The 19,954-nt window shown below is 70.2% G+C and carries 21 protein-coding genes; 14 read left to right on the top strand and 7 right to left on the bottom strand.

The genetic code is table 11. The annotated features are described in order from the left end of the window. Positions 1-83 precede the first annotated feature (83 nt). The 5 genes from JUB13_RS10460 to JUB13_RS10440 are packed head-to-tail and all read left to right on the top strand — an operon-like array spanning position 84 to position 5,093. Entirely contained in the window at positions 84-458 is a 375-nt protein-coding gene (locus JUB13_RS10460) for a 4a-hydroxytetrahydrobiopterin dehydratase (protein ID WP_207478752.1), read from the top strand. Between the two features lie 13 nt (positions 459-471). Further along, positions 472-1,725, top strand: coding sequence for a formylmethanofuran dehydrogenase (locus JUB13_RS10455; protein WP_207478751.1), 1,254 nt, complete (start codon positions 472-474; stop codon positions 1,723-1,725). Further along, entirely contained in the window at positions 1,722-3,380 is a 1,659-nt protein-coding gene (locus JUB13_RS10450) for a formylmethanofuran dehydrogenase subunit A (protein ID WP_207478750.1), read from the top strand. Before JUB13_RS10455 ends, JUB13_RS10450 begins: the two co-directional genes overlap by 4 nt. A gap of 4 nt (positions 3,381-3,384) precedes the next feature. Continuing rightward, positions 3,385-4,284 carry a formylmethanofuran--tetrahydromethanopterin N-formyltransferase gene (fhcD, locus tag JUB13_RS10445; RefSeq protein WP_207478749.1) on the top strand — a complete coding sequence of 300 codons (900 nt, stop codon included), beginning with the start codon at positions 3,385-3,387 and terminating at the stop codon, positions 4,282-4,284. Next, the gene (locus JUB13_RS10440; protein ID WP_207478748.1) at positions 4,281-5,093 is read left to right on the top strand and encodes a formylmethanofuran dehydrogenase subunit C; all 813 of its coding nucleotides are present in this window, start codon (positions 4,281-4,283) and stop codon (positions 5,091-5,093) included. Before fhcD ends, JUB13_RS10440 begins: the two co-directional genes overlap by 4 nt. 159 nt (positions 5,094-5,252) lie before the next feature. On the opposite strand, the gene JUB13_RS10435 is transcribed toward JUB13_RS10440, so the two are convergent. Both JUB13_RS10435 and JUB13_RS10430 read right to left on the bottom strand, forming a co-directional pair. Then, on the bottom strand, positions 5,253-5,435 hold the full coding sequence (locus JUB13_RS10435; RefSeq protein WP_207478747.1) for a hypothetical protein: 183 nt from the start codon (positions 5,433-5,435) through the stop codon (positions 5,253-5,255). Positions 5,436-5,487: 52 nt separating this feature from the next. Beyond that, positions 5,488-6,444, bottom strand: a complete 957-nt coding sequence (locus JUB13_RS10430; RefSeq protein WP_328702913.1) for a LysR family transcriptional regulator — start codon at positions 6,442-6,444, stop codon at positions 5,488-5,490. 179 nt (positions 6,445-6,623) lie between these two features. On the opposite strand from JUB13_RS10430, the gene JUB13_RS10425 reads away from it, so the two are divergent. The 9 genes from JUB13_RS10425 (at position 6,624) to JUB13_RS10385 (ending at position 16,114) form a co-directional block, all read left to right on the top strand. Continuing rightward, the gene (locus JUB13_RS10425; protein ID WP_207478745.1) at positions 6,624-7,661 is read left to right on the top strand and encodes a class 1 fructose-bisphosphatase; all 1,038 of its coding nucleotides are present in this window, start codon (positions 6,624-6,626) and stop codon (positions 7,659-7,661) included. Positions 7,662-7,672: 11 nt separating this feature from the next. Beyond that, positions 7,673-8,548, top strand: coding sequence for a phosphoribulokinase (locus tag JUB13_RS10420; RefSeq protein WP_207478744.1), 876 nt, complete (start codon positions 7,673-7,675; stop codon positions 8,546-8,548). 39 nt (positions 8,549-8,587) lie between these two features. Then, on the top strand, positions 8,588-10,594 hold the full coding sequence (gene tkt, locus JUB13_RS10415; protein ID WP_328702912.1) for a transketolase: 2,007 nt from the start codon (positions 8,588-8,590) through the stop codon (positions 10,592-10,594). Positions 10,595-10,619: 25 nt separating this feature from the next. Further along, positions 10,620-11,699 (top strand): class II fructose-bisphosphate aldolase, encoded by a 1,080-nt coding sequence (fba, locus tag JUB13_RS10410; RefSeq protein ID WP_207478743.1) that lies wholly within the window; start codon positions 10,620-10,622, stop codon positions 11,697-11,699. 105 nt (positions 11,700-11,804) lie between these two features. Continuing rightward, positions 11,805-13,265 carry a form I ribulose bisphosphate carboxylase large subunit gene (locus JUB13_RS10405; protein WP_207478742.1) on the top strand — a complete coding sequence of 487 codons (1,461 nt, stop codon included), beginning with the start codon at positions 11,805-11,807 and terminating at the stop codon, positions 13,263-13,265. Between the two features lie 79 nt (positions 13,266-13,344). Beyond that, on the top strand, positions 13,345-13,743 hold the full coding sequence (locus tag JUB13_RS10400) for a ribulose bisphosphate carboxylase small subunit (RefSeq protein ID WP_207478741.1): 399 nt from the start codon (positions 13,345-13,347) through the stop codon (positions 13,741-13,743). A 21-nt stretch (positions 13,744-13,764) separates the two neighbouring features. Continuing rightward, positions 13,765-14,715 (top strand): CbbX protein, encoded by a 951-nt coding sequence (gene cbbX / locus JUB13_RS10395; protein WP_207478740.1) that lies wholly within the window; start codon positions 13,765-13,767, stop codon positions 14,713-14,715. Then, entirely contained in the window at positions 14,712-15,404 is a 693-nt protein-coding gene (gene rpe, locus JUB13_RS10390) for a ribulose-phosphate 3-epimerase (protein ID WP_207478739.1), read from the top strand. Before cbbX ends, rpe begins: the two co-directional genes overlap by 4 nt. A 227-nt stretch (positions 15,405-15,631) precedes the next feature. Then, entirely contained in the window at positions 15,632-16,114 is a 483-nt protein-coding gene (locus tag JUB13_RS10385; protein WP_207478738.1) for a hypothetical protein, read from the top strand. Positions 16,115-16,160: 46 nt separating this feature from the next. On the opposite strand, the gene JUB13_RS10380 is transcribed toward JUB13_RS10385, so the two are convergent. From JUB13_RS10380 to JUB13_RS10360, 5 genes are read right to left on the bottom strand one after another with little or no spacing between them, the layout of a single operon-like run. Next, positions 16,161-16,865: a (5-formylfuran-3-yl)methyl phosphate synthase gene (locus tag JUB13_RS10380; protein WP_236024872.1), complete on the bottom strand. Its 705-nt coding sequence runs from the start codon at positions 16,863-16,865 to the stop codon at positions 16,161-16,163. Next, entirely contained in the window at positions 16,865-17,440 is a 576-nt protein-coding gene (locus tag JUB13_RS10375; protein ID WP_207478737.1) for a DUF447 domain-containing protein, read from the bottom strand. The genes JUB13_RS10380 and JUB13_RS10375 overlap by 1 nt, the downstream gene beginning before the upstream one ends. A gap of 12 nt (positions 17,441-17,452) precedes the next feature. Then, the gene (locus JUB13_RS10370) at positions 17,453-18,838 is read right to left on the bottom strand and encodes a DUF6513 domain-containing protein (RefSeq protein WP_207478736.1); all 1,386 of its coding nucleotides are present in this window, start codon (positions 18,836-18,838) and stop codon (positions 17,453-17,455) included. Then, complete coding sequence (locus tag JUB13_RS10365) at positions 18,814-19,497, bottom strand: amino acid kinase family protein (protein ID WP_207478735.1); 684 nt, start codon at positions 19,495-19,497, stop codon at positions 18,814-18,816. The genes JUB13_RS10370 and JUB13_RS10365 overlap by 25 nt, the downstream gene beginning before the upstream one ends. After that, positions 19,494-19,946: a dihydroneopterin aldolase gene (locus JUB13_RS10360; RefSeq protein WP_236024871.1), complete on the bottom strand. Its 453-nt coding sequence runs from the start codon at positions 19,944-19,946 to the stop codon at positions 19,494-19,496. Before JUB13_RS10360 ends, JUB13_RS10365 begins: the two co-directional genes overlap by 4 nt. Between the last annotated feature and the right edge of the window lie 8 nt (positions 19,947-19,954).

Here is a 19,954-nt window from a genome sequence, read left to right as displayed (position 1 = left end):
GGGGGCGCAAATTGTACGAGAGGACAATTTGCACCCCTCCCGACGGCGCCTTTACTGAAGCAAACCCTGGGGAGGTCGGCGCCATGGCCGAGGAAGCGGCGCGGGTCTACGGCGAGGAAGAGGCCGCTGCCCGCCTGAAGGCGGAACTGCCGCATTGGACGGTGCGCGACGGCTGGCTGCGCCGCAAATACAAGACCAGCAGCTGGAAGGGCACGCTGATGGTCGTGAACGCCGTCGGCCACCTGGCCGAGGCCGCCTGGCACCATCCCGACATGACGGTCTCCTATGCCTGGGTGGAGGTGCGGCTGATGACGCACACCGCCAAGGGCATCACGGACAAGGATTTCGAGCTCGCCCGCAAGATCGAGGAGGTCGTCCAGTGGCGTCCGGCCGCGGGCGGCGCGCTCGAGGGAACCCCGCAGGGCGACCTGCGCTTCGCATATATCAAGTACGACTGAGGTCCGCGGCATCATGGCGCTGCACGAGGACGTGACCTGCCCGCTCTGCGGCCTCGGCTGCGACGACCTGGCGATCGAGGCGGACGGGGCGACGACCTCGCCGGTGCGCACCGCCTGCGCGCTCGCGGACGGCTTCTTCCGCCGCGGCGCGCCGGCCGTGGGTCCGCGGGTAGCCGGCAAGGCGGCCACGCTGGACGAGGCCATGGACGCCGCGGCCGAACGGCTGGGCCGCAGCCGCTCGGCCCTGATCGGCGGGCTTGCGGCCGATGTGGACGGGATCCGGGCGGCACTGTCGCTCGCCGAGCGCATCGGGGCCACGGTGGATCACGGCGGATCGGCCGCGCTGTTCCGGAACCTTGCGGTCCTTCAGCGCACGGGCTGGAGCGTCACGACCTTCGCCGAGCTGCGGAACCGCTGCGATCTCCTGGTCGTGGTGGGCCCCGATCCGACCCCGCGCCACCCTCGCTTCTTCGAGCGCTGGGTGGCGCCCCCGCTCGCGCTTCTGCCGGAGGGCGCCCGTCGGCGCGTGGTCTTCCTGGGAGGGGCGCCGAGCGCGGAGGCACGCCAGCAGCTTGCCGGGGTGGATGTGTCCGAGGTTCCGCTCGCCGGCGGGGACCTCCCCGATGCGATCGCCGCGATCAGGGCCGCCCTGCGCGGTCATGGCGCGGAAGGGCCGGCCGCCGCGCTCGCGACCGAGCTTCGCGAGGCGCGCTATGGCGTGATCGCCTGGTCGGCGGGGCAGCTCGACACCCTGGGGGCGGACCTCGCCATCGAGGCCGTCATGCGCCTGGTGCGCGAGGTCGACCTGATCACCCGGTGCTCCGGGCTGCCGCTCGGTGGCATGGCGAACGCGATGGGAGCCAACCAGGTCTGCGTCTGGCGCACGGGCTTCCCGCTGCGCACGAGCTTCGCCGGCGGCACGCTGCGGCACGACGCCGGCGCGCTGTCCTGGGAGCACCACATCGCCGAATGCGATGCCGCCCTGTGGATCTCGGCCCTGGGGGCCGGTCCGCCCGACCAGAATCCCGACGGGCCGCTGATCCTTTTGTGCGGGACCGGCGAGGAGCCCCCGACGGAGCCCGACGTGCTGATCCCCGTCGGCACCCCCGGGATCGATCATCCGGGTCATGTCTTCCGTGGCGACGCGGTGGTGGCGCTGCGGGTGGGGGCGCTGGTCTCGCGAGGCCTGCCGAGCGTCGAGACGGTCCTGCAGGGGATCGAGGCGCGGATTGCATCGGTTCCTGCCGCGGGCGGGGCGGCATCATGAGGATCCGCTTCAGGAACGGGCGCGTCTATGATCCCGCCAACGGACGCGAGGACGCCACCGCGGACATCCACGTGCTGGACGGGCGCGTCGTCGAGGCGCCCGGGCCGGGCGAACGGATCGACGAGGAGCACGACCTCGGTGGCCGCATCGTGATGCCCGGCGCCATCGACATCCACAGCCACATTGCCGGCGGCAAGATGAACCTGGCGCGGATGCTGATGTCCGAGGAGCATCACGCGACGATCGTTCCCGCCGAGGGGGCTTGCCTGTGCGGCAGCGGCATCGTGACGCCATCGACCCACGTCACGGGATGCCGCTACGCCGAGATGGGCTACACGGCCGCCTTCGAGCCCGCCATGCTGGGCTCGAACGCGCGCCATGCGCATCTCGAGATGGCTGACATCCCGATCATCGACACGGGCGGCTATCTCGTGCTCGGCAGCGACGACCTGCTGCTGGACCTGCTGGCCAGGGGCGAGCGGCCGGAGACCATCCGCGACTATGTCGGCTGGATGCTCACCGCGACCCAGAGCATGGCGATCAAGACCGTCAATCCCGGCGGCATCAATGCCTTCAAGTACAACGCGCGCCGGCTCGATCTGGACGAGGCCGGGCCGCGCTACGGGCTGACGCCGCGCGCGATCCTGACGGCGCTCGCCCGCGCGGTGCACGACCTCGGCCTGCCGCACCCCCTCCACGTGCACGGCTGCAACCTCGGGGTTCCCGGCAACGTCGCGACCACGCTGGACACGATCGGCGCCGCGGCGGGGCTGCCCCTGCACCTGACCCATGTGCAATTCCACAGCTACGACACCGAGGGGGACCGGCGCTTCTCGTCCGGCGCGGCGCGCATCGCCGAGGCCGTGAACCGCACGCCGACGCTCTCGGTCGATGTCGGGCAGATCGTCTTCGGCCAGACGGTGACCGCCTCGGCCGACACCATGACCCAGCGGGGGACGGCACCGCTCGCTCATCCCCGCAAATGGGCCGCCATGGACATCGAATGCGACGCCGGCTGCGGCGTCGTGCCCTTCCGCTATCGCGACAAGTCCTTCGTGAACGCCTTGCAATGGGCGATCGGGCTGGAGCTGTTCCTGCTGATCGAGGATCCCTGGCGCGTCTTCCTAACGACCGACCATCCCAATGGCGGCCCGTTCACGAGCTATCCCGAGCTGATCCGGCTGCTGATGGACCGCGACTACCGTCTCGCGCGGCTGGCGGAGATCCATCCCGAAGCATCTGCGCACACCACCCTCGGCTCGATCGCCAGGGAATATACGCTGGCCGAGATCGCGATCATGACGCGGGCGGCACCTGCGCGCAGCCTCGGGCTGCGGGACCGCGGGCATCTCGGGCCGGGGGCGGCGGCGGATGTCGTGGTGTACGACGACCTGCCGGATCGGCGCGCCATGTTCGAGAGGCCGCGAATGGTCTTCAAGGACGGTGTCCTGGTCGCGCGGGACGGGCGCACCGTGACGGTGACGAAGGGCAGCACCCACGTGGTCCGGCCGGGGTTCGACGATGCCATCGGGCGCGTGGTGGCCCGGCATTTCGAGGAGCGGATCGGCATCAAGGCGAAGCACTTCGCGATCTCGGACGACGAGATCCGGGGCGGCGACGGCCCGGTCCGCCACGGCGCACGGGGACAGGGCTGAGGCCATGGAGATCAACGGCGTCACCATCGTCGACACCTTCGCCGAGGCCTTCCCGATGAAGTTCACGCGGCTGGTGGTGACCGCCGACACGCCCGAATGGGTGGCGGCGGCGACCACAAGCATGACCGGCTTCGCGACCTCGGTGATCGCCTGCGGCTGCGAGGCGGCCGTCGACGAGATCCTGCCGCCGGAGCGCACGCCCGACGGGCGCCCGGGTGCCTCGGTCCTGATCTTCGCGGTCTCGCGCGACGAGCTGGCCAAGCAGGTCCAGCGGCGGGTCGGTCAATGCGTTATGACCTCGCCGGGATCGGCCTGTTATGCCGGCCATCAGGAGGGCAAGCGGATACCGCTCGGAGACGGGCTGCGCTATTTTGGCGACGGCTGGCAGATCGCCAAGCGGCTCGGCGGGCGCCGCTACTGGCGCGTTCCCGTGATGGACGGCGAGTTCGTCTGCGAAGGCTCGGTCGCCGTGGGCGAGGGCATCGGCGGCGGCAACTTCATCCTACTCGGCCGCTCGCGGCCCGAATGCCTGCGGGCGGCCGCGGCGGCCGCGGCCGCCATCCGGGACGAGCCCGGAGCCATCCTGCCGTTCCCGGGCGGCGTCGTGCGCTCGGGGTCCAAGGTCGGGTCCAAGTACAAGGGGCTGATCGCCTCGACCAACACCCGTTTCTGCCCGACGCTCAGGGCCGTCGAGCCGGAGACGCGCGTGCCCGATGGGGTCGAGGCGGTGCTGGAGCTCGTCATCGACGGCATCGACGAGGAGGCCGTGCGCCGCGCGACGCGCGCCGGCATCGCGGCGGCGGCGGCCCTGGGGCCGGCCGGCGGGGTGATCGCGGTCGATGCCGGGAACTACGGGGGCAAGCTCGGCAAGTACCATTTCCGCCTGCACGAGGTGATGGCATGACCGGCTTCACGCTGCAGCCGCGCGCCGGCGTGGCGGGTCCGGTGGAGCTATTGGCGCTGGCGCCTGGGCGCCTGCGGGGCCTCGGCGCCGATGCAGTGCGCAGGATCGTCGTCACCGTGGGCGGGCTGCCGGTTCCGTTGGGCGACGCGTTCGACGTCGCCGAGGGCGGGGACGAGGATACGCTGGTCCTTCGCACCGAGGGGTTTCGCGCCGATGGGATCGGCCAGGGCATGGCCGAGGGGCGGATCGTCGTGCAGGGCGATGCCGGCGACAGGCTAGGCGCGCGGCTGCGTGGCGGGCAGGTGACGGTCGAGGGGCGCGCGGGATCCCATGCGGGCGCGGCAATGGCCGGCGGCATCGTGGAGATCCTCGGCGATGCCGGAGATTTCCTCGGCGCGGCGATGCCGGCGGAGCCCCGCGGCATGACGGGCGGGTTGATCTCGGTGCGCGGCTCGGCCGGCGCACGGGCTGGGGAGCGGATGCGGCGCGGCACGATCATTGTCGACGGTGCCGCCGGCGAGTTCTGCGGCGCGTTCATGGTGGCGGGGACCGTGGCCGCCGGTGGCGCCTGCGGGGCCCATGCCGGCTATGGCATGCGCCGGGGCACGCTGTTGCTCGGGCGTGCCCCGGCAGCCGCGCCCGAAGGATTCGTGGATGCCGGAAGCCATGACTGGGTCTTCCTGTCGCTCCTGCAGCGCCATGTCGGCGAGCCGTCGGGATGGCTGGGCTCACGGCCGCTCGCGCGCGCCCGGCGGCTGATCGGCGACATGGCCGAGGGCGGGCGCGGCGAGATCCTGATCCCCGAGTGACGGACGGTGCCCGCCGCGCGGGGCGCCGCGGTCCCGGCGATTGGCCCGGGACGGGAGGGCGGCATCGGGAGCCTCGGCGTCGGCGGCGCGCCCTAAAGCGTCGTCAGGTCACGAGCGCCAGATCCCGCACGCCCGCGCCGGGGCCCCTCGTGCCGACGTTCAGGCCTGGCGGCCCTTGTCGGCGTCGGACTGCGGCGAGTTCTCGCCCATATGGCCGATCTCGTCCTTGGCGTTCTCGTGCGGGCCCTTGCCCGCCGGCGCGTCATGCTTCTCGAAGCTCTCGGGATTGCCGAGGACGCTGTCTTCGCCCTGCGGCCTGTCGCGGTCCGGCTTGTCGGACATGCGGTTTCCTCCTTGGCTGGGCGCGGAGGATGTACGCCACCGCGCCCCCCGTTCAACCGGCCGGGCGGGTCGCGGTTCCGCCACGCAGGAAGCGTTGGATCTCGGGCAGGAAATCGGCGACCCGGTCGGTCACGAAGCGCTCGAAGGCCGCGGTTGAGGGGGATGGCGTCCGGTCTGCCCTGCGCACGACGAACCATTCCCGCATCACCGGCGTCCCGACCACGTCCAGAACTGCGAGCCGCCCGCTTTCCAGCTCGGCTCCGATCGTATGGCCCGACAGAAAGGCGACGCCCAGCCCGGCCATCACCGCCTGCTTGATGGTCTCGTTGCTGCCCATCTCCGAAAAGCGCAGGCCCGCCGCCAAGCCCAGCGCCTCTGCCAAGAACCCCTCGAAGGCGGTCCGGGTCCCGGATCCGGTCTCGCGCAGCAGGAAGGTCTGCCCGTGCAGCGACTCGCGGGGGATCGCCTTTGCCGCGGCCAGCGGGTGGTCGGGATGGGCGATGACCACCAGCGGGTGCGGTCCTAGCAGCGCGTGGACGAGATCGATGTCGGCTGGCGGCCGGCCCATCAGCACGATATCGGCGCGGTGCGTGCGCAGCGCCTCGAGGATCTCCAGTCGGTTGCCGACCAGGAGGCTCGTCTCGATGCCCGGATGCATCTGGGCGAAGGCTGCGATCGCGCGCGGGGCAAAGTACTTGGCCGTGCTCACCACGCCGATGGAGACATGCCCGGCGTCGAGCCCCTTCAGCGCGGCGAGGCGGTCCGCGCATTCGGATAGAAGCCCCTCCACCTTGGCGGCAGTCTCGATCAGCGCGCGCCCGGCCTCGGTCGGCAGCATGCCTGCGCTCGTGCGGTCGAAGAGCGGCAGGCCGACCTCCTCCTCGAGCTGGCGGATCTGGAGCGTTACTGCGGGTCCCGTCAGATACAGGTCGCGCGCGGCGTGGGCGACGGTACCCCGCCGCGCGATCGCAAGCATGCTCCTGAGCTGACGGAGGGAGACGTTTCGCACGAGGCCACAATAAGGAAAACTTACCGTGATGGGAAGTTTAATTGCTTTTTCTAAGTGATAGTTGGCCTGCACACTCGATGTGCAGCCGAAACATTGGCCAAGCCCCGATGCGGGGCGGCAGACCTCCGGCCCGGTGCCGGTGAGCAGCCACAGAGCCAGGAACGGCGGGGGGAAAGTACATGGAACCAGCCCAGTCGCTCGATTTCCACCTGGAGGGCTTCGCCGCGGGAGACCCGCAGCGCCTCGCGCTTGTTCGGACGGTACGTGCCCTCGCCGATGCCAGCATCGTGATCCGCGCCGCCATTGCCGGCCGGCATCCCGAGGGCACCGACGGATCGCCGTCCCAGCGCAACCTCGACGGCGACGTCCAGAAGCCGCTCGACCTCGTCGCCGACGCCGCAATCCTGCAGGCCCTGCGCGGGGCGCCGGTGGCGCTCTATGCCTCGGAGGAGCAGGCCGGGCCCGTTCTCCTCGATCCGGCGGCGGCGCTGGCCGTGGCGGCGGACCCGCTGGACGGATCGGCCAACCTGGAGAACGAGGTCTCCGTCGGCACGATCTTCTCGGTGCTGCCCTGCGCGGGGACGGAGATCCCCGAGAGCACTTTCCTGACGCCGGGCAGCGGCCAACTCGCCGCCGGCTTCGTGGTCTACGGGCCGCGGACGGCCCTGGTGCTGACGCTCGGGCAGGGGACCCGCGTCTTCATCCTCGATCCCGACGGCGTCTACCGCCTTACCGGCGCCGGCCGGGCCGTGCCCGACCGGACCTCGGAGTTCGCCATCAACGCTTCGAACTACCGGCATTGGGACGACTGCATCCGGATCTACGTGGACGACTGCCTGAAGGGCGAGGACGGACCGCGCGGACGCGACTTCAACATGCGCTGGATCGCGTCCCTGGTGGCCGAGGCCTACCGCATTCTCGTGCGCGGCGGCGTCTTCCTGTATCCCGCCGATTCCCGCAGGGGCTATGGCCGCGGCCGGCTGCGCCTGGTCTACGAGGCCAATCCCGTAGCCATGGTGATGGAGCAGGCCGGCGGCATGGCGACCGACGGGAACACGCGCATCCTGGACCTCCAGCCACTCGCCCTGCACCAGCGCATCCCGCTGGTCTTCGGCTCGGCCCGCGAGGTCTCGCGTATCCGGCGCTATCACCTCGATCCCAGCTGCATCGGGGAGCGTGCGCCGCTCTTCGGCCATCGCAGCCTGTTCCGCGCCTGAGGAGGAAGATCATGTCCGCCAGGCACCCAATCATTTCGGTCACGGGCTCCTCGGGCGCCGGAACGACGACCGTCCGCGGCACCTTCGAGCAGATCTTCCGGCGCGAGCGCGTCAACGCTGCCTGCGTCGAGGGCGACGCCTTCCATCGGTACGACCGCGCCGAAATGAAGGTGCGGATGAAGGAGGAGGAGGCCCTCGGCAACCCGAACTTCAGCCATTTCGGACCGGCCTCGAACCTCTTCGAGGATCTCGAGGAGCTGTTCCGGAGCTACAGCGAGACCGGCACCGGCCGCTTCCGCCACTACATCCACAACAACGACGAGGCCGAGCTCTACGGGGCCAAGCCCGGCACCTTCACGCAATGGGAGCAGCTCCCGGAGGGCAGCGACCTGCTGTTCTACGAGGGCCTGCACGGCGCCGTCGTCACTGACACGGTGGACGTCGCGCGCCACGCCGACCTGAAGATCGGCGTCGTCCCGGTCATCAATCTCGAATGGATCCAGAAGATCCACCGGGACCGCTCGACCCGCGGCTACTCGACCGAGGCGGTGATGGACCTGATCCTGCGCCGGATGCCGGACTACGTCCGGTACATCTGCCCGCAGTTCACCTGGACGAACATCAACTTCCAGCGGGTGCCGGTGGTCGACACCTCGAACCCGTTCATCGCCCGGTGGATCCCGACCGCCGACGAATCCATGGTCGTGATCCGCTTCGCGAATCCCAGGGGCATCGATTTCCCCTATCTGCTGTCCATGATCCACAACAGCTTCATGTCCCGGGCGAACTCCATCGTGGTCCCGGGCGGCAAGCTGGACCTGGCCATGCAGCTGATCCTGACGCCGATGATCCTGCAGCTGATCGAACGCAAGCGCCGCGCAAGCTGAGCGCGCGAGCCCCGGCGCGCCCGGGGAAGGAGATGTGACGTGACCGCGACCATCGATATCGACGCGCGGCGCCCCGGCGCCGCCGAACGCTCCCACCTTGCCAACGCGATCCGCGCCCTGTCCATGGACGCGGTGGAACGGGCGGCCTCCGGCCATCCCGGCATGCCCATGGGTATGGCCGACGTGGCGACGGTGCTCTTCACGCAGTTCCTGAAGTTCGACCCCTCCGATCCCCAATGGCCGGACCGCGACCGCTTCGTGCTTTCCGCGGGGCACGGCTCGATGCTGCTCTACGCGCTCCTGTACCTCACGGGGTACAAGGGGGTGACGCTCGACGACCTGAAGTCGTTCCGCCAGCTCGGGTCCAAGGCGGCAGGGCATCCCGAGTACGGCCACATGCCCGGGGTCGAGGTCACCACGGGCCCCCTGGGGCAGGGCATCGCCACCGCCGTCGGCATGGCGCTGGCCGAGCGGATGCTGAACGCGCGCTTCGGCGACGCGCTGGTCGACCACCGGACCTTCGTGATTGCCGGCGACGGCTGCCTGATGGAAGGGTTGAGCCACGAGGCCATAGACCTTGCCGGCCACCTGCGCCTGTCGCGCCTGATCGTCCTGTTCGACGACAACGGCATCTCCATCGACGGGTCCACGGCGCTCTCGACCTCCATGGACCAGGCAGCACGCTTTCGTGCCGCCGGCTGGTCGACGCGCACCGTCGACGGCCATGATCCCGAGGCGGTGGCCGCGGCCATCGCCGCCGAGCTGGAGACGGACCGGCCCTCGCTGATCGCGTGCCGGACCGTGATCGGCCGCGGCGCGCCGGGCAAGCAGGGCACCTCCGCAGCGCATGGCAGCCCGCTCGGCGAGTCCGAGATCGCCGCGGCGCGCGCCGCGCTCGACTGGCCGCACGGGCCTTTCGAGGTGCCCGAGCCGGTGCTGTCGGCCTGGCGCGCCGCGGGTGCGCGGGGCGCCGCCGACCGGGACGCCTGGGCGGGCCGTCTGGCCCAGTCCGCGCTGGGCGATGCGTTCCTCTCGGCGCTTGCCGAGCCGCTGCCGGCCGGAACCGTGGAGACCGTCAACGCGCTGAAGGCCGCCTTCGCCGAGACCCGGCCGAACCTCGCGACCCGCCAGTCCTCCCAGCGGGTGCTCGAGGTGCTGGCCGGGTCCGTGCCTCAGCTCGTCGGCGGCTCCGCGGACCTTACGGGGTCCAACGGCACGAAGGTGAAGGCGCAGCGCCCCGTCACCGCGGACGACTTATCGGGCGCCTACATCCATTACGGCGTGCGCGAGCACGGCATGGCCGCGGCCATGAACGGCTTGGCGCTGCATGGGGGGCTCATCCCCTATGGCGGCACCTTCCTGGCCTTCGCCGACTATGCGCGGCCGGCCATCCGCCTGGCCGCGCTGATGGGGATCCGTGTCATCCACGTGATGACCCACGATTCCATCGGCCTCGGCGAGGACGGGCCGACGCACCAGCCCGTCGAGCATCTGGCGAGCCTGCGCGCGATGCCGAACCTGCTGGTCTTCCGGCCCGCCGACGCCGTCGAGGCGGCCGAGAGCTGGCTGTGCGCCCTGGGCCATGCGACCGGTCCCTCGATCCTCTGCCTGTCCCGCCAGGCGCTGCCGACGCTGCGGACCGAGCACACGGCCGTCAACCGCGTCGCACAGGGCGGATACGTGATCCGCGGACCCTTCACGGGCAGGGAGGTCACGCTGATCGCGACGGGTTCCGAGGTCGCGATCGCCTGCGAGGCGGCCGACACGCTGGCGGGCGAGGGCATCCGGGCGGCGGTGGTCTCCATGCCCTGCCGCGAGCTGTTCCGGCGCCAGCCGAAGGCCTATCGCGAGACGGTGCTGGGCCCGGCGCCCCGCATCGTGGTGGAGGCCGCGGTCGAGGACGGCTGGTGCCGCGAGCTCGGCCCCGACGGCGTCTTCATCGGCATGGACGGCTTCGGCGCATCGGCGCCGGCGGAGGCGCTCTACGAGCACTTCGGACTGACCGCAGCGCGGGTCGCCGAGACGGCGCTCTCGCTGGCCCGCTGACCCCTTCGAGACAGAGGACAGACCCATGGCCCGCATAACCCTGCGCCAGCTCCTGGATCACGCGGCCGAGCACGGCTACGGCGTTCCCGCCTTCAACATCAACAACATGGAGCAGGGCATCGCCGTGCTCGAGGCGGCGCGCAGCATGGACGCGCCCGTGATCCTCCAGGCCAGCCGCGGCGCCCGCTCCTATGCCGGCGACGTCATGCTCGCCAAGATGATCGAGGCGCTCGAGACCGCCCACCCGCAGATCCCGATCTGCGTCCACCAGGACCACGGGAACGACGAGGCGACCTGCATGACGGCGATCCAGCACGGTTTCACCTCGGTGATGATGGACGGATCGCTGCTGGCCGACGCCAAGACGCCGGCACCCTTCGACTACAACGTGGCCGTGACCCGCCGCGTCGTGGACATGGCGCACTGGGTCGGCGCCTCGGTCGAGGGCGAGCTCGGCGTGCTGGGCTCGCTGGAGACGGGCAGGGGCGAGGCCGAGGACGGGCACGGCGCCGAGGGAACGCTGTCCCGCGGCCAGCTCCTGACCGACCCCGACCAGGCCGTGGAGTTCGTGCAGGCCACGGGGGTCGATGCCCTCGCCATCGCCATGGGCACAAGCCACGGCGCCTACAAGTTCGCGCGGGAACCCGATGGCGAGATCCTCGCCATGGACGTCGTCGAGGCGATCCACGCACGGCTGCCGCACATTCACCTCGTGATGCACGGCTCCTCCTCGGTCCCGGAGGAACTGCAGGAGATCTTCAACGCCAATGGCGGCAGGATGCCCAGGACCTGGGGCGTGCCGGTCGCCGAGATCGTGCGCGGCATTCGCCACGGCGTGCGCAAGGTCAACATCGACACCGACTGCCGTCTGGCCATGGCGGCCGCAATGCGCCGGGTCGCCCACCGCGACCCCGCCGAGTTCGACCCGCGGAAGTTCCTGAAGCCCGCCATGGAGGCCATGCGCGACCTGTGCCGCGACCGCTTCGAGCAGTTCGGCGCCGCCGGCAACGCCTCGCGCATCAAGGTCCTGCCCATGGCGGAGATGGCGCGGCGATACCGCAGCGGGATGCTCGATCCCGCCGAGGCGGGCGCACGCGCCGCCTGAGCGATCGAGGCACCGTCCAGGACCGAAGTTCGCGAAGCAGAAGCCTGCAAAGCCCAAGCCACGCGCGACCGGCTCGCGCCCCACTTCACCCGAAGGAACCCGATCATGAAGACCGCGACCACCACCGTCACCGGTGCCGACCGCTACCGCTCGGGCGTCATGGAATACCGCAAGATGGGCTACTGGGAGCCCGACTACGAGCCCAAGGACACGGACGTGATCGCGCTGTTCCGGGTCACGCCCCAGGATGGTGTGGATCCCGTCGAGGCCTCCGCGGCGGTCGCCGGAGAATCCTCCACCGCCACCTGGACCGTGGTCTGGACCGACCGGCTGACGGCCTGCGAAAAGTATCGTGCGAAGTGCTACCGCGTCGATCCCGTGCCCAATGCACCGGGCCAGTACTTCGCCTACATCGCCTACGACCTGGACCTGTTCGAGCCGGGCTCGATCGCGAACCTCTCGGCCTCGATCATCGGCAACGTCTTCGGCTTCAAGCCCCTGAAGGCGCTGCGGCTCGAGGACATGCGCCTGCCCGTCGCCTATGTGAAGACCTTCGACGGCCCCGCGACGGGAATCGTGGTCGAGCGCGAGCGGCTCGACAAGTTCGGCCGCCCGCTCCTGGGCGCGACGGTGAAGCCGAAGCTCGGCTTGTCGGGCCGGAACTACGGACGCGTCGTGTACGAGGCGCTCAAAGGCGGGCTCGACTTCACCAAGGACGACGAGAACATCAACTCGCAGCCCTTCATGCACTGGCGCGAGCGGTACCTGCACTGCATGGAGGCGGTCAGCAAGGCGCAGGCGGAAAGCGGCGAGGTCAAGGGGACCTACCTGAACGTCACCGCCGCCACCATGGAGGACATGTACGAGCGGGCAGAGTTCGCGCGCGAGCTCGGATCCGTGATCGTCATGATCGACCTGGTGATCGGCTACACGGCGATCCAGTCCATGGCGAAGTGGGCGCGCCGGAACGACATGATCCTGCACCTGCACCGCGCCGGCCACTCCACCTACACGCGGCAGAAGACCCACGGAGTCTCGTTCCGCGTGATCGCCAAATGGATGCGCCTCGCCGGCGTCGACCACATCCATGCCGGGACGGTCGTCGGAAAGCTGGAGGGCGATCCGGCGACGACGCGCGGCTACTACGACGTATGCCGGGCCGACTTCATGCCGGCGCGGCTCGAGAACGGGATCTTCTTCGACCAGCACTGGGCCAGCCTGCGCAAGACCATGCCGGTGGCATCGGGCGGGATCCATGCGGGCCAGATGCACCAGCTTCTGGACCTGCTGGGCGAGGACACGGTGCTGCAGTTCGGTGGCGGCACCATCGGGCACCCGATGGGCATCCAGGCCGGCGCCACCGCGAACCGCGTCGCGCTCGAGGCCATGGTTCTCGCCCGCAACGAGGGCCGGGACTACGTGAACGAGGGGCCCGAGATCCTGCAGGCTGCGGCACGGCACTGCCTCCCGCTCCGCCAGGCTCTGGATACCTGGAAGGACGTCACCTTCAACTACGCCTCTACGGACACGCCGGACTTCGTGCCCACCGCGACCGCGGCCGAGTGAACGCCTCGCAGCCCCACCGATCGACCGAACTTGCGGGGCCGGCGCACCTGCCGGCCCCGACCAGACAGAGGAGAGCGCCATGCGCGTGACACAGGGAACCTTCTCCTTCCTGCCCGAACTCACGGACGCCCAGATCGCCGCCCAGGTGCAGTACTGCATCGACAATGGCTGGGCCGTGAACATCGAATTCACCGACGACCCGCACCCGCGCAACACCTTCTGGGAAATGTGGGAGCTGCCGTTGTTCGACGCCAAGGACGCGGCCGGCGTGATGCTGGAGCTGGACGCCTGCCGCAAGGCCTATGGCGACCGCTACATCCGAATCTCGGCCTTCGATGCCAGCCATGGATGGGAGTCCGTCCGGCTCTCCTTCATCGTGAACCGGCCCGACGAGGAGCCGGGTTTCCTCCTGGAGCGCCAGGAGATCGCCGGGCGCGCCATGCGCTACACGCTGCGCCATCGCTCGGCGACCATCTGACTGCTGGAGGGGAAGGACGACATGGACGGAGCCACAGCCGAGCCGGTCGCCGATCAGGGTCCGCCGCCCGTTGCCGTCGATCTGCAGGCGGAGTTCGAGGCGACCGGCGTCGCCGGGATCCTGCGCGAGTTCGACCAGGACCTGATCGGGCTCGGACCGGTGAAGCGGCGCGTGCGCGAGACGGCGACGCTGCTGCTGGTGGAGCGCGCGCGGCGGCGCATGGGCCTCGCGCACGAGACGCCGACCCTGCACATGAGCTTCACCGGCAATCCCGGCACAGGCAAGACGACGGTGGCCCTGCGCATGGCCGAGCTGCTGCACCGGCTGGGCTATGTGCGGCGCGGCCATCTCGTGGCAGTCACCCGCGACGACCTGGTCGGGCAGTACATCGGCCATACCGCGCCGAAGACCAAGGAGGTCCTGAAGCGCGCCATGGGCGGCGTGCTCTTCATCGACGAGGCGTACTATCTCTACCGGCCCGAGAACGAGCGCGACTACGGGCAGGAAGCGATCGAGATCCTGCTGCAGGTCATGGAGAACCGCCGGGACGACCTGGTGGTGATCCTGGCCGGTTACGGGCCGCGCATGGACCGCTTCTTCGAGAGCAATCCGGGCTTCCGCTCCAGGATCGCGCACCACATCGACTTCCCGGACTACGGCGACGACGAGCTCCTGGCCATCGCCGAGCGCATGCTGGAGCGGCAGAACTACCACCTAGACCCCGGAGCCCGAGAGGCGCTGGCACGCTATGTCGGCCTGCGCAGGACCCAGCCGCATTTCGCCAATGCGCGTTCCATCCGCAATGCGCTGGACCGGGCGCGGCTTCGGCAGGCCAATCGCCTGTTCGAGACGGCGTCCGGCCCCCTCGGTGCCACGGAGCTCTCGACCATCTCAGCGGAGGACATCCTGGCGAGCCGCGTCTTCGCCCAGGGCGCCGAGGGGGCGCGCTCCGCCATCGGAGACCAGCCATGAGCCGTTCCGATCTCCTGATTGCGCCATCGATCCTTTCGGCGGATTTCTCGCGGCTCGGCGAGGAGGTCCGTGCCGTGGACGCGGCGGGAGCCGACTGGATCCACCTGGACGTGATGGACGGGCACTTCGTGCCCAACATCACCTTCGGTCCCGGTGTGGTGAAGGCGATACGCGGCTGCAGCGCCAAAGTCTTCGACGTCCACCTGATGATCGCGCCGGCCGATCCCTATCTCGCGGCCTTTGCCGAGGCCGGGGCCGATGTGATCACCGTGCATGCCGAAGCTGGCCCGCACCTGGACCGATCACTCCAGGCGATCCGCGGGCTCGGCAGGAAGGCTGGGGTTTCCATCAACCCGGCGACGCCGGAATCCGCGATCGAATACGTCCTCGACCGCGTCGATTTGATCCTGGTGATGACTGTCAATCCCGGCTTCGGCGGCCAGAGCTTCATCGGGCCACAGGTCGAGAAGATCCGGCGGATCAGGACGATGATCGGCCGCCGTCCGATCCTGATCGAGGTGGACGGGGGCGTTTCGCCCGAGACGGCCGGGGTCGTCTCGGGGGCGGGAGCGGACGTGCTCGTCGCCGGCTCGGCGGTCTTCCGAGGAACCGGGATGGCCGACTACGCCGCCAACATCGCGGCGATCCGGCGTGCGGCTGGCGCCGTTGCCCGCAGCTCCGCAGCCTGATAGCCTCGAGGCCTTCACCGCTACAGAGGTCGAAGCCAGACGCGATGTAATCCCGCCGTGCTGCCGGCGTTTCGAAAGGACCGCCGGGTTCGGACCCGACACTTCCGATAGGGTTCTTCTTGGCCGAAAGGTCCATTGTCCTGACAGGACTCTGCCGGCACGCTGAACGATGGCGCCGAGGTCACGAGCCTGAAGCAGCCGGCGTCCAAGACGGGAGGTCATCGCCGATGGGTTACATCATGGAGGCCGCGCAGCGGGCGGCGGCTCTGATCCGCAATGCGATCGCCGGGTCGCCCGCCGCAAAGCCGCAGGCGCCGGAGCCGGCGCAGTTCTCGCCCACACCCTCGACACCCGCCTCGACCCCACCCTCGACCACTGCGGCGAAACCACCGGTTCGTAGCGCAGCGGATGACGGGCAGGAACGGGCACGCAGGCAACTCGCGGAGAGCATCGTGCGCCAGCATCGCGCAGTCTTCGTGCAGCTCTTCTCGGAGGGCCAGGCGGGTGCCGTGCGGAGTTCCGTGACGGGCGCCGCCATCGAGCGGGCCTTCTCGGCCGGTGCGGGCGGCAACCTCTCGCCCCATGCCTTCCGCATGGTCGTGGTCGGAAGCGGGATCGGCAGCGCGCCGAACGACGGCATCACGCTGACAGAGATGGGCGCCGCCGTGCTGCGGGAGCAGCTTGGGAAGGGCAGCTCGACCGTTCATTGATCCGGTCATTGATCCCTTGGGCGCCGGCGCGGAGCGCGCCGGCGCCTCATCCCGCGCGGAGCCGTGTGCCGTGGGCGCGGACGGCCGCCGCCACGGCTGCAACGGCAGCGGGGTCGATGGCGGCGGTGCGCCCGGACGCCCCGCACAGCGCGCCCCTGAAGCCGAGATAATCCGCCCCGCATTCCGCCAGGACCGGCACGTCGGTAAGGCTCAGCGAGCCCGCGAGCCCAGTCATCAGGCCCCGGTGCCGCGCGTCGTCGACGAAGCGGCGAAGCTGGTCCGCCGTGCGGTGGGCGGGCAGCCCGCGCCCCTTCATCGCGGTGTCCAGCATCACCCCGGTTAAGCCCGCCTGCTTCGCCGCGGCAACTGGGACGTCCTCCGGCCAGAAATCGGCGAAGAGGACCGCGACCACCTGGACGCCCGTCGCGCACAGCGGCGCCAGCTCCGCCAGGCAGCCGAGAGGATCGCCCGAGGGAATCAGGCCGACCTTCACGTAGTCGACCCCCGTCCGCGCCATTTCCGAGACGGCAGCCGCGACACGTGCGGGCTCCATGGGGAGGTCGCCGACCGTCGCGCTCGCCAGCGGCGCTGCTGCCCGGGCGCGCAGGTCCCGCACGGCGCGGGCGACTGCGGGAACGGGCCAGGCGCCCAGCGCGCCCGCCGAGGGATCCTTGAGATCCAGGATGTCCGGGACAGCGGGCAGGACCGTCGCGATCTCCTCCGCCGAGGCGACGCTCGCAAGCCAGCGCATCAGACCGCCACCTGGCCGCGGTGGCGCGCCAGCATGTCCATGATCCAGCCCCAGGCCTCCGCCTCTAGGGGGCCGGCCGTCTTCTCGACCGCGATGGTCAGGTAGGCGACCTCGCGCTCCACTTTCTCGGGCGGCAGCAGGTGCAGGCGCGTCGCGAGGATCGCGGCCTCGATCACGGCGGCCTGGGCCCTGTTGTGGCCGGTCGCAGCCCGATGCACCTCGACATGGCGGAGGCGGCAAGTCAACCGGGGGCGGGCCGGGTCCTCTTCGATGCCGACGACCTCGACCTCCTCATGGGACAAGGCGCCCGCCAGCACGGGTGCCGCCACGTGCCGCGCGGCTCCGGTCGGCCAGTCCCGGCGCCGCCCGGTGACGCATCCGGCGAAGACGCGCACGTCGTCGGTGTGATTGATCACCGCGCACCGCGTCTCCAGCAGGTTGTCGAGCGTGCGCGATGGCCGGAACGGTGCCAGGAGGTAGACGCCCTCGTCCAGCACGGTGACTCCCATGGGCGCCACGTGGACGATGCCCGCGGCGCTGCGGGTGGTGACGATGGTCTCGCGGATCAGGGGCATTCCATAGGGTCCTCAGGGCTTTGCCTTGGTCGCTCCGACGGCGTGGAACCCGCCGAGATCCTCCTCCGGCGCCTCGACCGCGACGCCCCAGCGCAGGGCCGTGTCCTGGGCGTAGCGCTTGCCGAGCTGCCAGGCGATCTGCGCGCGCGCCGTCTCGACGCCGAGATAGAAGGCATGGCCGGTGTCGCCATTCAGCGCCAGATGCGGATACAGGGCGAAGGGGTCTGTCGCGCGATGGTGGCCGTCGCGGTTGTAGAGATGGATGCCGTCGTCGCTGACCTCGACCCGATAGTTGCGATCACGAATCATGGCGGCCGTCGCCGCGATCTCGTCGGGCGGGACGGGGAAGGGGCGGCGGTCCCGCAGGCACAGCAAACCCGTTCCGACCCCCCGGGGCGTGCTGCCGATCTCTCGCGCGGCAAGGAACTGCCGGCGCGCCGCGTCGAACTCCCGGATCGCCCGGCGGCAATGCGGGCTGACCTGCACCGCCAGGACGTGCTGGATGCCGAGCTCCGAGATCACGCCCATCAGCACGGCATTCACGCCGGGGGTGTCGGCGTCGGTCAGCTCCGTGACGTTGCCGATCCCCATCAGGATCTCCGCGTCGGGCAGGCGCGCGCGGACGGCGTGGTAGCGCAGCAGCGAGGCCGTGAAGCCGTGATGGATCGGATCCAGGACAGGGTCGACGATGCAGCGCCGGCCCTTCGCGGACAGCGCCTCGACGGCACGGAAGAGCGAATCCATGTCGCCCGGCGTCGCGGGGATCACCACAGGCGTGGCGGGTCCCTCTCCGGCGATCCAAAGCGTGTTCTCGGTCAGGCTCAGCAGGTAGTCGACTTCAGCCCTCTGGGCGCGGACCAGGTCGTCGGGCTCCAGGGAATCGACGCTGACGCGATGGCCGGCGGCCTTCAGGGCGGCAATCGCCTCCTCGAGATGCGGGAAGGGCGTGTCCGGAAGGCAGCCAAGGTCGATCACGTCGGCCCCGTCCGCCCGGTACGCAGCGGCGGCCTGCAGGATGCCGTCGACGTCGCGCCGCGGGGCGTCCACGACCTCCGCGAAGATGGTGGTCTCGTACCGGTCGAGGGCGATCGGCGCGGCTTGGCGCTTGAAGTAACCGGGAAGGTCGTCGATCTCCTCCGGGCCGCGCTCGAAGGGGATGCCGAAATGCGCGCCAAGCCGGTCCAGGTCCCCGCGGAAGCGACCAGGCAGCATCACAAGGTCGGCGTCCTGGGTCGATCCGAGGCGGCGAAGCACGATCTCGGTCGTCATCAGCGCGGCGACCTTCACGCCGATGTTCACGATGCTCGTCCGGAAATCGAGCGGGCCGAGCGCTTCCAGCATACGCCTGAGCCGCGGCTCGGCGAGATCGCCGGTCAGGAGCAGGACGTGCTGTGGCATTCCTGCCTTGCCTCAGGCTTCGTTGCGCGCCCCGGAAGCACCACCGTGCCAAAGGCCGTGCCGGCCTGGCAAGCCTCTGCGAAGCGCGCCGCGTCATGGCTCCCGACGCAGCGCGTCTCGAATGCCGCATGCGCGATGAGGTCAGGCATCGCCGCGTCGACGATCCCCGCCGCCGCGAGGTCGGCCGCCTTGATGGGGCCGGGCGGCAGCGCCGCCGACTTCACCAGGACCAGCCTCCGGGCGCCGAGCTCCCCTGCCAGCCATGCGGCCAGGCTGTCGGAGGTGACGGACCAGCTTTCGGGCACCCGCGCCGCCGTGGCCAGCGCGGCCGGCAGCCAGACGAGGGTTCCGTCGGCAGTCGCCAGTGCGTGGCGGGTTGCAGCGGGCGAGAGGCGGGGCTCCAGATCGAGGAGGGCGTGGGCGTACTGTTCCATGCCGAGTATCGCCATGCGATGGGCCGCGGCGTCGCCGAACCCCATGGGCACCTGGGCCTCGCGCACGGCGTCGGCGAAGGGGCCGCCGCCGGGAACGATCGCGATACGGGCCGCCCGGACCTGCGCCAGCGCGGCGAGCCAAGCCTTCAGGTCGGGTCCGGACCAGAGGCTGCCGCCGATCTTGACGACCCAGAGCGGCCGGCCGGAGCCATTGTCCGGGGTCAAGACCATTGCTCGCGGGTGCGCTCGATGCGGATGCCGACGCCGGCGGCTTCGGGGACGACCTCGGGCTTCTCGACGGTGACGCTGGCCCGGGTGACCCTGGGCTCCGCGAAACAGAGATCCAGGATCCTGATCGCCAGGGTTTCCACCAGCTCGACATGGCCGCCCGATGCAAGGCGGCGCACGCCGTCCACGAGGTACTCGTACGAGACGACCTCGCGCAGATCGTCCGCGACCGGCCTGCGCGGCAGGCTGACCGAGGCCACGATGTTGATGCGCACGCGCTGGCTGCGCAGCTTCTCGTGGCCGTGGACGCCAATGCGGCAGTCGAGTTCCAGATCGCGGACCACGAGGTCATAGACCCAGCAGACCTCCTTCATCCAGGATCCCGCGCTCCAGGCGTCGTCGAATTCCGCAGCATCGGCGTGGTGGCGCATGTCCATGTCGTCCATGGGGAGTT

It is taken from the genome of Arenibaculum pallidiluteum (assembly GCF_017355985.1).
Taxonomy (GTDB): Bacteria; Pseudomonadota; Alphaproteobacteria; order Azospirillales; family Azospirillaceae; genus Arenibaculum; species Arenibaculum pallidiluteum.
This window is presented reverse-complemented; position numbering and strand designations above follow the sequence as displayed.